General features: G+C 32.1%; 11 protein-coding genes, 1 tRNA gene and 2 pseudogenes. 11 read left to right on the top strand and 3 right to left on the bottom strand.

Annotated elements, in window-relative coordinates:
- Nucleotides 1–458: 458 nt before the first annotated feature.
- Together EAG08_RS07720 and EAG08_RS07715 are read left to right on the top strand one after the other, a co-directional pair.
- Nucleotides 459–3,641: a P-loop NTPase fold protein gene (locus EAG08_RS07720; protein ID WP_164998543.1), complete on the top strand. Its 3,183-nt coding sequence runs from the start codon at nucleotides 459–461 to the stop codon at nucleotides 3,639–3,641.
- 38 nt (nucleotides 3,642–3,679) lie between these two features.
- Nucleotides 3,680–5,512: an NERD domain-containing protein gene (locus EAG08_RS07715; protein ID WP_129534940.1), complete on the top strand. Its 1,833-nt coding sequence runs from the start codon at nucleotides 3,680–3,682 to the stop codon at nucleotides 5,510–5,512.
- 83 nt (nucleotides 5,513–5,595) lie between these two features.
- On the opposite strand, the gene EAG08_RS07710 is transcribed toward EAG08_RS07715, so the two are convergent.
- Nucleotides 5,596–6,543 (bottom strand): restriction endonuclease, encoded by a 948-nt coding sequence (locus tag EAG08_RS07710; RefSeq protein WP_129534939.1) that lies wholly within the window; start codon nucleotides 6,541–6,543, stop codon nucleotides 5,596–5,598.
- Between the two features lie 117 nt (nucleotides 6,544–6,660).
- Entirely contained in the window at nucleotides 6,661–7,065 is a 405-nt protein-coding gene (locus tag EAG08_RS07705; protein ID WP_129534938.1) for a helix-turn-helix domain-containing protein, read from the bottom strand.
- 179 nt (nucleotides 7,066–7,244) lie between these two features.
- On the opposite strand from EAG08_RS07705, the gene EAG08_RS07700 reads away from it, so the two are divergent.
- The 6 genes and pseudogenes from EAG08_RS07700 to EAG08_RS21970 all read left to right on the top strand — a co-directional run.
- A complete protein-coding gene (locus EAG08_RS07700) occupies nucleotides 7,245–7,784 on the top strand; it encodes a hypothetical protein (RefSeq protein ID WP_129534937.1) in 540 nt (179 codons plus the stop codon).
- A gap of 84 nt (nucleotides 7,785–7,868) precedes the next feature.
- Nucleotides 7,869–8,513 (top strand): hypothetical protein, encoded by a 645-nt coding sequence (locus tag EAG08_RS07695; protein ID WP_129534936.1) that lies wholly within the window; start codon nucleotides 7,869–7,871, stop codon nucleotides 8,511–8,513.
- Nucleotides 8,510–10,159 carry a hypothetical protein gene (locus EAG08_RS07690; RefSeq protein WP_129534935.1) on the top strand — a complete coding sequence of 550 codons (1,650 nt, stop codon included), beginning with the start codon at nucleotides 8,510–8,512 and terminating at the stop codon, nucleotides 10,157–10,159. Before EAG08_RS07695 ends, EAG08_RS07690 begins: the two co-directional genes overlap by 4 nt.
- Before the next feature lie 85 nt (nucleotides 10,160–10,244).
- Nucleotides 10,245–10,508 (top strand): helix-turn-helix domain-containing protein, encoded by a 264-nt coding sequence (locus tag EAG08_RS07685; protein ID WP_129534934.1) that lies wholly within the window; start codon nucleotides 10,245–10,247, stop codon nucleotides 10,506–10,508.
- Nucleotides 10,509–11,029: 521 nt separating this feature from the next.
- Complete coding sequence (locus tag EAG08_RS07675; protein WP_129534933.1) at nucleotides 11,030–11,197, top strand: DUF2624 family protein; 168 nt, start codon at nucleotides 11,030–11,032, stop codon at nucleotides 11,195–11,197.
- A gap of 110 nt (nucleotides 11,198–11,307) precedes the next feature.
- Nucleotides 11,308–12,213, top strand: a pseudogene (locus EAG08_RS21970) (recombinase family protein); the annotation flags it as partial.
- Between the two features lie 619 nt (nucleotides 12,214–12,832).
- Here the strand turns inward: EAG08_RS21970 and EAG08_RS07665 are convergent.
- Nucleotides 12,833–12,903, bottom strand: a tRNA-Gln gene (locus EAG08_RS07665).
- Between the two features lie 98 nt (nucleotides 12,904–13,001).
- On the opposite strand from EAG08_RS07665, the pseudogene EAG08_RS07660 reads away from it, so the two are divergent.
- The 3 genes and pseudogenes from EAG08_RS07660 to EAG08_RS07650 all read left to right on the top strand — a co-directional run bounded on the left by EAG08_RS07660 (nucleotide 13,002) and on the right by EAG08_RS07650 (nucleotide 15,228).
- Nucleotides 13,002–14,031 (top strand): annotated as a pseudogene (locus tag EAG08_RS07660) (AMP-binding protein).
- 89 nt (nucleotides 14,032–14,120) lie between these two features.
- Nucleotides 14,121–14,267 carry a peptide chain release factor family protein gene (locus EAG08_RS21965; RefSeq protein WP_228446821.1) on the top strand — a complete coding sequence of 49 codons (147 nt, stop codon included), beginning with the start codon at nucleotides 14,121–14,123 and terminating at the stop codon, nucleotides 14,265–14,267.
- Between the two features lie 292 nt (nucleotides 14,268–14,559).
- Nucleotides 14,560–15,228 (top strand): hypothetical protein, encoded by a 669-nt coding sequence (locus EAG08_RS07650; protein ID WP_129534931.1) that lies wholly within the window; start codon nucleotides 14,560–14,562, stop codon nucleotides 15,226–15,228.
- Nucleotides 15,229–15,238: the final 10 nt, after the last annotated feature.

Genomic DNA, 15,238 nt, shown 5'->3' with positions numbered 1-15,238 from the left:
AAGTTGTGTTTTGAGCATCTCGAAACGTTTCGAGATGCTCAAAACAACTTGCTCTTGCAGAGGGCTGAAATTTTCTCCGAAGTCGAAAATTTTGATTGGAAATGTAATTATTACTAGAAAGATTGTAGTTGGTAGTAAAAAATAATAAAAAGAAAACAAAGGAATAGTTTCAGATTATTAAACACAAGTTCAAGCCTGTCGGTATAAAGAAAAATCTCCACCCTTCAGGTAGTATTTTGCTTTATAAACTTGTTTATTAAAATCTGCAACAATGATGGAAGGGCTTTCTTTTTTTTCCTTTTTTCTTTTAGATTAATTTTTAAGGAAGAGATTACCACATCTTAATTTTATTCATTAAACTCATTCCATTTTCGTATTTTTGAAATATTACGAAAGCATATATTAACAATATGCTGCACGTAAAACATTCAAAAACTAAAACCACTGGAAAACTAAATATGGAAGAAAATTCTAAAAAACACCAAGAAAAAAAATATAATTTTTTAACTAATCACCCTTTAGGTGAAGATTTATTTAAGAACAAATCCCAAGATAAAATTGCCACAGTCATAAGTGAAAAAATTATTAATGAGAAAGATTTTAAAATTATCGGAATAGATGGTGCTTGGGGTTCGGGAAAAAGTAATCTGGTACATTTGATAGAGAAGAAGGTAGAAAAAACGCATAAATTCTTTATTTATGATGTGTGGGGACATCAAGAAGATGAACAAAGAAGAGCAATTTTAGTCGAGTTAACAGAGTTTATTAAAAATGAAAAAGACCTTTTAAAGAAGAATGAGAAAGATATTTGGGACGATAAATTAAAAATATTACTCGCTAATTCCAAAGAAACAGTCACAATCAATCAACCCTACTTAAGTGTGGGTTTCATTTTTAGTTTATTATCAATTATTTACATTCCAACAGTAAACGTTTTTAAAGATTCTCTTAAAGATTTTTTTGAAATAGAATCCTGGTTTTGGAAGTTAGTATTAGTTGCTTTTCCATTGTTTATTGTAATTGGTATTTACATCTACAATCTGTTTAGAAATTGGATTGATAAGAAGGGATTTAGTAAATCTTTCCGATATGCCGCCGAAGAAACTTTTCAAGTGTATACTAATAAACAAAAGGAGGAAACTAAAATTGAGACAATTTCTGAAAATCAACCTTCGGTTCGTGACTTTCAAAAATGGATGAAGGAAATCGATGATGATTTGAATAAAAAAATAGTTTTAGTGTTTGACAATTTCGATAGATTACCTAAAAAACACATTCTAAACATTTGGTCATCTATTCATATTTTTTTTGCAGAGAAAGAATATAAAAATATTAAAGTAATACTTCCTTTTGATAGAGAACATATTCAAAATGCATTTAAGGAGCTAAATAGCGATGGTACCAACAAAACCTTTGGAGATGATTATGTCAATAAAACTTTTGATATCGTTTTTAGAGTTACATTGCCAATTATGTCTGACTGGAAACAATTCTTTCAAAATCAGTGGAGCAAAGCATTTATAAATTACGATGAGGATGAACTAAGGTTAGTAATACAGGTTTACGAGTTTCTTAGCAAAAGAATTACACCTAGGGAAATCATAGCTTTCGTAAACGAGATTTTAACCATAAAACTTTTAGATGAAAATTTCAGAGAAAGGTATATAGCAATTTTTGTTTTAAAGAAAGATGAAATTCTTGCAAACCCTTTAAAATCAGTTACAGAATTTGATTATTTAGATGGTTTAAAATCAATTTATTACAGTGATCCAGATTTTGCTAAGCATTTGACAGCGGTGATTTATCATATTGATGTCGATGAAGCAGTTGAATTAATTTATACTCAGGAATTAAAAGACTCATTAAACAAAAATGATGTTGAAAAATTTAATTCTATTTGCAAGTCTGATTTTGCAGATTCTATCTTTAGTTCTGCAATTGTTGATATTGATGTTCTAGAAAATCCTATCAAAACCTTATCACAAATTGAAAGTGAGAGCAAAATTCCAAAATTACAAATTGCTCAAGCTTGGAAAACATTTTACCATAAAGTATTGAATAGTGATCCAGTAATTGATAAACTTGAAGTAGAGGATTGGCAACTTATCTTAATAGAAAATTACGCAGATGACCAGTACTTAAAATTGTTGACGGATGAATATATTAAAATATTGAATGATTCGAATACTATGGAATACGTTGCTCTAGTTGATAAATTAACAGAGCATTTAACAGAAGAAAGAGTGTTTCCTCTCATTAGTGCCAAAACTTTAGAAGCAAAAAACAGCATTGCTTTAATTGAAAATAAAGGAGATAAATTTAATCAATATAAATTAACTACTGATGTAAAAGATTTGGACAATTACATTTCTAATCTCTTAATTGATGATATTTTACAAGTAAAAAACACCGATATACTATGTGAAAATTTCGAATTACCTAATTATATTAAACATTTAAAAACAAATCTTAGTACTGCAGTTGACGAAGATGATCTACAAAAAGCCAACGACATTCTTTCGAAGATTAAGGAAACTACAAGAAAATCTGGTGAAGTTATAAAAGACATAATTAAAGATGCTAAAATTGCTACCCTTTACAACTCTAATACATCCTCAAAATTACCACTGATAAATGATTTGATAGCTATGAGAATCGCTAAAGGAGAAAAATTCAACACTACATATAGAGATTATTTTCAAGAGGTTTTAGACGGCGATGATGTCTCTAGAGCAAAAGATATTAGTAATACAATCCTTAGATATATATCTTACGATGATCTAATGGTAAGCTCAGAGTATTTTTCAGATTCATTATTATTTAAGCAGGTAATTTTAAGTGTATTTTCAGATTCTACGCTAGATAAAAGGTCAGATATCATCAAACTTATTAAGAGATATAATAAAATTAAAGTTGCGGTAGAATTAAAAGATGATCAGCTACTCACCGAATTAAACAAGTGGGAAGTCGACCAATCTAAATTGTTATTAGAAAATTTAGATGATGAATTTATTCAAGATTGTTTCGCCTATAAGGATTTGCAAATTTCAAAAATTTTCATTGCGCAATTTAATATGGAATTTCAAAATTTAGATCAAGAGAGCATTAAGACTGCTTTTGAAAAGGATAGCAATATCCATTTTAGGTATTTTGAATTTTTGAATGATGAATCATTAACTCAATCTTCGCTTGATGCATTTACAGCACAATTGCTAGAGAGATTGTTAAATGGTTTAGCTGACAATCAATGGTGGAAAATCCTTTATAAATATGAGGCAAACCATTCTCGACTTCCAATTGCGAATGCCTTAAAAGATATTAGAGATCAATTTCTAAATAATCATATAGAGCTTAATGTTGAAACCTCTAAAAAAATCTTACCATTTTTCATTAAATATAATTTGCTAGAACCGTCTACAGATGTCTTCAGAACTATTATTAAAAACGTCTTTTTAGGTGATACAGAGTTTAAAGAAATTTTATTAAACAATGTGAGTTTTGTAAAAGATCTCTATCAAATGACTTCACAATCTCAAAAAGATGGATTTAGAAATATAATTAATGAGAAAAGAGATTCTGATAACAAAATAGAGCAACTGGCTAAACAGATTGGTATAAGAAAAACAAAAGAGCAATCGTAACAAACATTTGAAAAATATCTAGAATCTAACTAATTACAATGTCAATAGATCCTAAAATTAAGCAAGAACTACAAGATAATTTAGATTCATTGCTAAAATATCGTAAAAGCAGACGAACTCAGGAAGAGATTATCGAAGATATCTATATGCTCTTAAATAATATAAAGAAAGATACGTTTCTTCCCTTCGTACTGCAAATGATGAATGCTATACAGTTTAGAGATTCTTTGGATGCTTTTAAAAATCTAAAATCTCCGCTTCAGCAGTTTGCATATTTAATCGACTTATTTTTTTCTAAACATCATACAGAAACCGAAGATGCTCCAGATGAAAAAGAATGGAATAAATTAACAGAGCTTCTTGATGAGGTAGAAATGAATTATTTCGGGGAAATTGGTTTTTTCGATGAAAATACAGGAGATTTACAATTAGATAAAATCACTGTATCATTAAAATCTTTCTTTGACTACTACGCAAATGGACAATTATCTTTTGACGAGCAAACTATCTACCGAATAAGAACGAATTTTTCAAGATTTGATGAGGTTATTTTCGGAGAATACGGTTTTGAAACGGAGGATATAATTAAATTTTCACTATCTGTAAATATAATACTGCAAGAAAAAGCTAATAGCTGTTTCTTTTACCACCAGCATCCGGAAAAGTGGCAAGAGTTAACATCCACTTTTGTTAATAAAGGTTTAGTGGATCCTAAAGATTGGGCAGTTCAACCTGAATTAAATGATTTGTTCGAGTTCATGACTAGACCAGGATATATTTTTATATTGAAAAAAGAAAATCTTAGATCTATAGAATTACCTGATGAGAGAATATCTAACTTGATTAAATTCTTAATTTATGATGATAGTACGATAAAGGATCATACTATTTATTATGATAATAAGAGACAATATTTTGATACGCCATTGATAGCACTGAGCAACAATGAAATTCTTTTCCCTAATGGAAAGTTCTTATTAGAAGCCTTTTATAACAGAATCAGTTCGAAGTTGGCAGAACTTAAAAAGGAAAAGTACACTCAATTCAAGAATAAAATGTTAGAAAAAAAATGTTTAGAAATTTTTAAACATTTATTCAAAGAAGATGCAAGGATTTTTACTTCTTTCTACTTCGACAAAACTACAAAAGCGGAGCAAGATTTAGCTATTTTTTATAAGGGTACATTTTTAATAATTGAGATTAAAGATTTTAAGTTTAGAGCTCCGCTAAGAAATCCTCTGAAAGCTTTTGATAAAATCAGATCAGATTTTAAAAATGGAATACAAAAAGCTTATGATCAATGTAAAAGACTCGAAAGTAAAATAGAAGAGGGAAAAGAGTTTAAAATATATGATTTAAAAACTTCAAAAGAGTTATTTGAAATACGACCTGAAAAAATTAAGTCACTTTATTCCATAATTATAACACAGCATAAATATGGAGGAATTCAAACAAACTTAGAAGAATTGTTAGAAAAAGAGCATTCAGATTTATATCCTTGGTCAATATGTGTTGATGACTTAGAAATATTTTTATTGACTTTACTAAAAATTAGAAAAGAATCGGCAGAGAAAGTGTTTTTTGATTACCTCGATTACAGAGAAGCTTTTCACGAGAGACTTGTTTGTAGTGATGAACTTGAAATGTGTGGTTTATTTCTAACCTCAGCTTTAATGTTTAAAAAATTAGCATCTCAAGAAGAAATGATCACAACAAATATTAAAATGTCGGATATTTTTGACGCTCACTATTTTAATGGATTAGGTTTCGACAATGAAATAAATGTTGATCAAAAGCGGAAAACAAAGTTAAGGGACTATGCGAAAAATTTTAATTTCGATATCGTTTCAGGAGATGATTTACAATTATAAATCCAAGTTTTTTATAATAAAAAATAGATATATGCTGAAGATAGAACAGAGAATAATTTGAAGTCAGTGCAAGTTAATATTTATTACTTTTTTGGATATTCAATCTTATCAGTTTTAGGATCATAGCTGAATAGCAATCCTAGCTTGTGAGATTGGTTATCAGTAGTATCAAAAATGTGCAAATCATTATTTTTGTCAACTACAATACTACCTTCTGCTTTGTCATTTAATGTAAAGCTTAATGTTTTTGCCTTAGTTTTGTTTGTTTTGAGATTTAAAATTTCTCTCACATTTGTTTTAACTTCCACAAAATCAAATTTCACAACTGCACTCCAAGAAATACTGTCAATTTTTATGTTTTCTTTTTTATAGATTAAAAACAGATTTTCATATTTAATCTCCAAAGTAATCTCATTTTCTTCCGTTTTTTCTTTCATCCAACTGAACATTGCGTGCTTCATTATCATACCCCAATTTGGCTTTGCATACAGCTGAAAGGTTTGAAAAAAGTCTAAATCCAGACCATCGAGTTCTGTTCTAAAAATAGAATTGCTGTCAATAATTGTTTCTTGATTTAGAGGCTTTTCAAATTTAATGCCTGTCAAGTTATATTTTGCAAGTCTCGGTTTTAATTGTTTAATAGCAAATCCCAGTATTTCGAATGAATTGGCTTCGATCTCTGAAAATGAATACAATTCAATCCCAAAAACATTTGCAGCAGCAATCGCATCTTTCTGAAAACCTTTTTCTGAGATTAATATTTTTTTATTAATGTTAGGAATACGAAGACATTTTGAGTTAAAAGCTTCAATTTTTTCTACAGATACTTTTCTAGAATATTCTTTACATTCTATCGCAATTATAATTTCGAAATCATTAACCACAGATTTGATAAGTAGATCTATCTCCCTCAGATTTTCATCAAGATTTTCAATTTTATGGTTACTCAAAATTTGTGTGTTTGAATCTGTTTGATAAACTTCTTCTACGATTCGAACTAGCTTTTCTAAATTTTTTCCTGATTTTTTCATACAATTGACTTCTACTGACAATCCAATCTAAGTTTTTAAAATGCAAAATCCCAACTTTTGTTGGGATTATAATCTAGTTATGATTTATTCAATATTGAATAAATACTTTTATGGTTTTTATTTATTGATAAGCTTCTCCAGCCTATCCATCATTTCGTCTTTCTCTTTCAACATTCTTTCGTACAATGCAATCTTTTCCTCGTGAAGTTTTAAAATTTGCTCAACTGGATGAAACGTAGGATTGTCATTTCTTTGAAATCCAATGCTATGATCCCCGAACGTATTAGCAATAACATTAACAGCTAGTTCCTCATCAAAGTTCTGAAAAGCCTCTACAGGAATTTTAAGAGCATTTGAAATTGCTTTCAAAAGATCATCTTCTATAATATCCTTTTGCTCCAACAAAGAAATTTTCTTTTGATTCCATTCTTCGCCCAAGTCAAAAGCTAAAGCCTCCTGCTTGATTCCAAGCATTTCTCTAAAGCGTTTCACGTTTCTTCCCTGATGTATTTTCTGTTCCATAGCGGTTATCAAAATTTTAAAGGCTTAAAGATAAAGCCATTTCTGTTAATTCGTCTGAATTGTAAAGTTAAAAAATTATCCTGTAAAATATCCCTTCCAACGGATATTTTATTCACTAAAAGAATAGATTAGTCGACGGCAACAACAGAATTTAGTTCTCTATATTAAATCCTTTTCCTATGAAAAATTCTAAAATATCCTTGGAATCTTTTTTCTGGTCAGCAGAAGAGATTGAGGATCCTTTTGCACTGATCGACTCCTTTTTTGATTATGCAGATCTGGATTCACACAAGCAAATCTTGGCAGGAGCAATGCTGTTTGTCCAAAAGAAAGAAGTCTACAATAGTGATTATCCGGGACAGCTATTTGTCTTTTACACTGCTTTCCGCTCTTTCCTGAAAGCCTGTGTAAGGATACAGCGAAAAGACAAAAAATGGAAGATCAAAAAAGCACCCGAAAGCTGGTCTTACCTGCATCAAGCTTCTTTATTAAAGGACGAATATCTTAATCCTTTCCTTGTATTTCAAAGAGCATTTACCGAAAAAACCATTGCCGAATTTGATTTTTTTCTTTGTGAGATCTTACATCTATCAGCGTCTCCTTTCGTCGAAGAGTTTGTTGACATTGATTTAATAACACCGTATATCCATGTGGTCAAAATGCTTGATGCAGCACAGTTGATGCGCGAGCGTGGAATAGAAAAGATCAAAAATACGTGACGGGTAATTCTGAATAATATATCCCTTTCTAGAATAGAATATCCTTCACTCCTTCGTCAACTTTACTAAAGCAAAATTATTGAAATGAAAAAGAACACACCCTTTAGTAAAGAGAAACAGCTTGTACAAACAAGAGAGCAAGCTGAGATCGCATTAAGTATTCTGGTTCAGAATTCTCAAGGAGAAGATCTTGAATTAGGTATATTCTGCCTGCGTGACCAACTGAATAATCCCACACTTACAGAACTGCTCGATAGCTATCCTGATTTGATTCAAGAATACGAATTGGAGAAATTATTATCAGGAGAGATTGAGATCAAAGATGCAAGCAGGCGGGATGTCAAGACGGCAGGACTGCTGTCCTGCCTGTTATTACTCATTCATTTTTACTTTGACAAGGATAAGGGTAATTTGAGTAAATCCAAGGTCGATGATGTGACTCAATTTGATAGCATAAATTATATAATGAATGCAATCACTTCCGAGGAATGTATTAATGAGCTATTCCTCCTAATATTATCAATAGTAGGAATTGATTACTTTAAGAAATATCAAGAAAATATTAAAGACCCTGATTTTGTTTTGAAACAGACTTTGGGATTTGACAGCGATCCCGAAATGGGTGTACATATCGATATGATGGTATGGTTTGCCTTGGTTCGCTTATTTATTGAGGCTATCTTTATATACTACGATAGTGATTATGAAACAAAAAACGATCAGCTATGAAAACGCCAAATAAATCTCCGTTTTCAGTTCTCGCCAACGAGTTCTTGGAAAATACATTGAATTATCTTGTACACGACTATTCAATTGTTGAGATATTCCACAAGCAGGAAAAGAACTCAACGAAATCACACCTACTGATCTCCGTTTCTAAAAATGCAGATGCTTTAAAATTGCAGTCAAAAAGATGGGTTGCCGAAGTCAGAGAACAATATCAGATCTATATTTATTTCATTGATTATTCCAGAATCGAATACCAATTCTCAAAAGGTCATCCATTCATAGAATACTATTGTCAGCAATCATCAATGATTTATCAGAAAGAAGACTCTCGTTCTTCAGTTTTGATCAATAGAAACTGGAAAAAATATCACAAAAAGTTTAATCATTACGAAGATACTTTTCACCACGACCACGAGATCCATCAGTTGCAGGTCGAAAGACTGATCGCTGAGAATTCCTACAATAGTGTCTTTACTTCTTATGAAAAACTGATAGAATATGATCTTGAATATTTGGAAGAATTATTTACCGGAAACAGGACATTCAACATTGATCTGAACAAAAGGATAAATAAACTGCTGATCTACATTCCAGAACTCAAGCTTCATTTTGTCAAAAAAAATCAGCACGAATATTTTATCACTGAAATTTTTGAAGAAACAAAGAATTTAATTGAAGAGGATGATATAATCTACAATTCAGAAATGTTTGATTCGTTGCGCATCATTTCGGATTCATTATATACATTTATTACAGTTAGATTCTACAATTTGAAATATCTTATCAAAAAGCAATACGAGAAGATATGTAATGCTGGTGAAAGTCTATTTCCAATCGAGGACTCTCCAAAAGATGAAATTCTCGAGAAGGCTATTGACAGAATATTGACCTTCGCAGAATTGGAACAGATCTATTTTTTTCATCAAACAACGTATGGAGATGTCAAAACTTACTATTTCCTGCTAATTGGTCTGAATGTAAACAATGAAAAAATTAAAGCCATCACGCATTCTTTGATGAGCCTTTTTGGAACTCAATACAGGTTTTTATTGGTGGGTCACGATCGTTACTGGATTCAAAAGAATCTCCGTGAGTACCAGAGCTTCTTTGTTTTCATTATGCAAGGTAAACATCTCGTCTATTCCTCAGATCAGTATCATCCGGAACCACATTGGGAAACGCCCCATCATCCACAGCACAATGACCTGTATTTTTATTACAAAAGCACATTGGGAAGTTCATTGCAGTTTTATAAACTGATTGATGGAGAAAAAGAAAATTATCAAGGGGTAGATAATATCTTTGCTTTATTTCTCTTGTCCTTTTGTAGAACATACATCTATGCAAAAACCTACTATCTGCCAAATTATATGACCACAGAAGCCCTTTGGCAACTATGTATCTACGCAGATATGGACATACATAAGTACCACTATCTATTTGATCAATTCTCTAATAACATATTTTCTTTTACTGATTATAATATGAGCGTACATCACAGTATAGCAAAAGTTAACACTGAGAAAGCAGATCACATGAAAATGATTGTAGACAAGTTGATGGATGAGCTCAAGGAAACTGTGCTCGGCGGTAAATTAATACTGAGTTTTGAGATAGACTCTTTATATGAAAAAACTATTAATTGAAATGTACGTTCTTTATAATTCAGGACTCTATTTCTCACTTTTCCTCAGTTTCAGATGATCGATGAATAAAATCAAATTTACACTTATGAAAATAGATATCATTACAAAAGAAGATTTACAAATATTCAAGACAGAATTACTGGAAGAAATTAAGAACCTGCTTCAAGTCAAAAATTCAGAAAAGAAATTGTGGCTAAGATCAACGGAGGTCAAAGAACTTCTAAAAATTTCCACTGGAACATTACAGAACCTTCGTGTTAATGGAACTTTGTCTTACACCCGCATTGGAGGAACTTTATATTACAATTACAAAGATATCGAGCAGTTATTAAATAATAAACCTTCATAATTATTTCATCTTTCTCAAGCTTTTCACTGCGAGATATTTCAATTGGATATCAGCAAATTACTATCAAGCAAATGAATTACATCAAACATTTAACAGCCTTCTTTGGGAAAGTAACACAAGAAAACTCATTAAATCCCACGCATATCAGCCTGTATATGGCTTTATTTCAATTCTGGAACTTCAATCGCTTTAAGAATCCGATCCATATCTCTAGGGATGAGGTTATGCGAATTAGTAAAATACACTCAAGAGCTACTTATCATAAGTGTATAAAGGAACTACATTCTTCAGGTTATTTCGATTACCAGCCTTCTTACAATCCATTCGAAGGAAGTCAAGTTAATATGTTTGATTTTTCAGGTGAATTGAAGCCTATTCCGAAGAGAAAAAGGAAATAAAATAAGATTATATTATTGAGATAACAATGAGTAGGCAGACTAATAAAGACTATTGATGCCAATACATATCAAAGATCTAATGTTGGAATTTCTCTGAATTATATTTAGGGAAATTCTGTATTTATGTCTCAGCCAAAAGAAATCAAAAGGATTCCTATAGAGGAAGTAATGGAATACTTCAAAAGCGAAGGTATGGAAGTAACGCAGGAGGAAGCCGAAGCGATAATGGAATTTCTCTACAGTCTTACATTGATCGTTATCAAAAAGTATTTTGACAACGATGAAGAGTGACATACTTCTCGGCATAGCGTCATTTATGAAACGGGAATACAGTTAATTACACCTCTCTCTTCTTTGATCATACAGTCAACATTACGCACAAAATTTAAATATTTATCATTATGAAAACAGCAGACCTATATATTCGTGTTTCTACAGACGAACAAGCAGACAAAGGCTATTCCCAAAGGGATCAGGAAGAGCGATTACGTCGCTTTTGCTCACAAAATAATATTACCGTTGGAAGAGTTATCTACGAAGACCATTCTGCAAAATCCTTCAACCGTCCCGAATGGACAAAATTGTTGGTTGAGCTTAAAAAGAAAGGTTCTAAAACCAATCTGATCTTATTTACCAAATGGGACAGGTTCAGCAGAAACGCAGGCGATGCCTATCAGATGATAAGCATCCTTACCAAATTGGGAATAGATCCGCAAGCGGTTGAACAACCCCTTGATCTTTCTATTCCGGAAAATAAAATGATGCTGGCAATCTATCTGGCTGCGCCCGAGGTCGAGAACGACCGACGAGCATTGAATGTATTTTATGGAATGAGAAGAGCTGTAAAAGAAGGTCGTGTAATGGGAAAAGCACCATTCGGATATGCCAACAAAACAACTGAAAACGGCAAAAAGTACATCGCACTCAGCGAACCAGAGGCATCAAAAATGAAATGGGCATTCGAAGAAATATCGAAGGGAATCTATGCTTCTAATCAGATAAGATTAAAAATGAACGAATCACTTCGGAAGAAAATTAGCAGAACGTCTTTTCATATCGCCATCAGAAATCCTGTCTATTGTGGAAAGGTCTTTATCCCCAAATTTAAAGAAGAAGATGCTTATTTTATTATTGGTCAACATCAGCCTTTGATCACAGAGTCTCTATTTTATAGGGTGCAGGATATTTTAGATGGGAAAAAGAGAATACAAAGACCTAACACCAAGATATTATCAGATGAATATTTTCCATTGAGAGGCTTTTTGATCTGTCCTAATTGCGGAAAGAATATTACTGCAAGTGCATCGAAAGGCAGAAATAACAGATACTATTATTATCATTGCAACGCTACCTGCGGTTTTCGCCACAGAGCTGAGATTGTCAATTCTGTTTTTGAGGATGGATTAAAGGCGTTGCAAATGACAGAAACTGTAAAGAAATTGGTCAGAAAGGTATTCTTAAATTCTTATGAGAGATTCATTAAAACACCTAGAATTGAAAAGAAAACACTATCAGATGAGATCGATAAATTAAATTCCAGATTGTCCGTAGCAAGAAATAAATTGCTTGCAGAAACGATTGATGATGATGAATATATTGAGATAAAAAAGGACTGTAAAGAGCAAATTGAAAAACTGGAAATTCAGTTGAATATACTACCCGAGCAATCAAAAGTTGACATTCCAAAACTCATCGATCAGGCTATTGAAAGTCTTACAAATATCTGGAAAACGTACTCGGAAGGGGGAATTGCTGTCAAAAGGAAAATTATCGGTTCGATTTTTCCCGAAAAACTGGAATTTGACGGAAATCATTATCGAACCACCCGAATTAATACCATCGTAAATCTTATTTTCCAGATTAACAAGGAGTTGCCAAAAAAAGAAAACAGGAGAAACGATAATAATAATCATTTCTCCTGCTATGTAGACCCACAGGGATTCGAACCCCAACTGATGGTACCAAAAACCAGAGTGCTACCGTTACACCATGGGTCTGTTTGTTTTAGTGATGCAAATTTAAAGCTTTTTTCTTTATTCACAAATCATTTTTTAATTTTTCTTTAAATTTACATAACATTTAAACGGTCGGAAATATGTTGCTCAAGTTCAATAATCTCGAAATTAATAATTTACAACCTCAAACAGATTTTGAAAAAAAGTATTTTTTTTCTTGAAGAATGGCTTTCGGATTCTGAAACGGTAAAAGTACAGACTTCAGGTTCTACCGGAACTCCAAAAATATTTGAAATCGAGAAAAAGAAAATGCTTAATTCTGCAAAAATGACGTGTGATTTTTTAGGATTAAAAGGAAATGATTCCGCCTTAGTCTGTCTTCCCGTAGAATATATTTCAGGAAAAATGATGGTGGTGCGGGCTTTTGAAAGAAAATTAAATCTTATCATAACCGAACCGTCAATAAAACCTTTGGAAGATTTAGATATTGAAATTGATTTTTGTGCAATGACTCCTTTGCAGGTTGAAAATTCTTTGGATAGAATTCATCTCATTAAAAATCTGATCATCGGTGGAGCTGCTGTTTCGGAATCTTTAAAAGCGAAAATCACACAAATACTTCAACACTCTAATACCTCAACGAAAGTTTACGAGACCTACGGAATGTCTGAAACGCTTTCTCATATTGCGTTGAAAGAGATTTATCCCAATCAGGATGATTATTTTACCGTTTTTGAGGGTGTTTCTATTTCTTTGGACGAAAAAGGTTGTCTGAAAATTTTTGCACCTAATTTGAATAATGAAAAATTACAGACTAATGATTTAGTTGAAATATTTAATCAAAATCGATTCAGGTTTTTAGGAAGAGTAGATAACATTATCAATTCGGGAGGAGCCAAAATATTTCCTGAAGAACTGGAAGCTTTAGTTAAAAAAGAAATTCCGAATGAAGTTGTTTTTTTAGGGTTGAAGGACGAAAGTCTCGGGCAAAGATTGATAGCTGTAATTGAAGGAGAAGAATCTGAATCTTTAATACATCAATTATCAGCTATTAACTATCAACAAAAATTTCATAAACCGAAGGAAATTATCTTTGTGAATGAAATTCCAAGAACGCCGAATGGAAAGGTTAATAGAATTGAACTTCGCCAAATGATTGAGAGCAATTGATTTATTATATAATTCAAAGACCACCCCGTCTCAATTTTCTTTTGAAAATTGATCCACCCCTCCAGAGGAGGGGAATTAAAATGCAAAATATGAAAGATTTTACCAAAGAGCTGAATTTCAAAACTTCCCGAAGTAGTGGGGCAGGAGGGCAAAATGTGAATAAAGTGGAAACTGCTGTTACCGTTACTTGGAAAGTTTCAGAGTCTGAATTTTTAATGAGAGGCAGAAAGATTTAATCTCAGAAAAACTGAAAAATAGAATTAATCTGGATGGATTTTTATTTCTGAGTGTTTCCGAAAGCCGAACGCAGCTTCAAAACAAGAAAATTGCAATAGAGAAAATCTTAGAGTTGGTGGATAAAGCTTTAATTATTCCAAAATTCAGGGCAAAAACAAAACCGACGAGATCTTCGGTGGAGAAAAGGATTGAGCAGAAAAAGCAGCATTCCAATAAAAAAGAAAACAGACGGTTTAAATTTTAATTCTCCGCATTTAGAAAAAATAGTATTTTTGCGGAAAATCGATGACCATGTTTAAAAAACTTTTAATGTCGGGAGCATTCGCAATCCCGTTGTTATTTTCAGCACAAGAAGAAACTCCAAAATCAGAACCCAGAATTTCGATAATTCCCTCTGTTGGTTATGCGTGGCGATTGGCAAAAATGCCTTCAGGAATTCCTAAAGAAACAAAAGATTATATCAAAGGACTGAAAACTGGTTTAAATGTGGATGTTTCTGCATATTATCATTTAAAAGGAAATGGTGCTATCGGTATAAAGTACTCAAATTATATGGCATCCAGCGATGGAAGACTGACTGTGCAAGATATTAACGGAGGTACTGTTTCCGGATTTGTAAGCACTAAAGATAACATCAGTTTTGTTGGTCCGGCTTTTATGTTTTCGAACTTTAAAGAGGATACAAAACACAAATTGTATTACGATATCGCACTGGGTGTGATTACTTACACCACCAAAACAGGTTCTGTAAAAGGAACAGGTTCTAATCTAGGTTTGGAGGCGAATTTTGCTTATCAATATGCGATTACCAATCAAATTTTTATTGGTCCAAAATTGGGATTAACAGGCGGAACGCTTAGCAAGATGAAATACAATGGTACGACGGTGAATTTCGGTGAAGACGAAAGAGAAGGTTTAAGCAGACTTTCTTTAAGTGCAGCTGCGACTTTCCGTTTTTAAATTTTATCTT

This window comes from Chryseobacterium sp. 3008163, from assembly GCF_003669035.1.
Lineage (GTDB): Bacteria > Bacteroidota > Bacteroidia > Flavobacteriales > Weeksellaceae > Chryseobacterium.
This window is presented reverse-complemented; position numbering and strand designations above follow the sequence as displayed.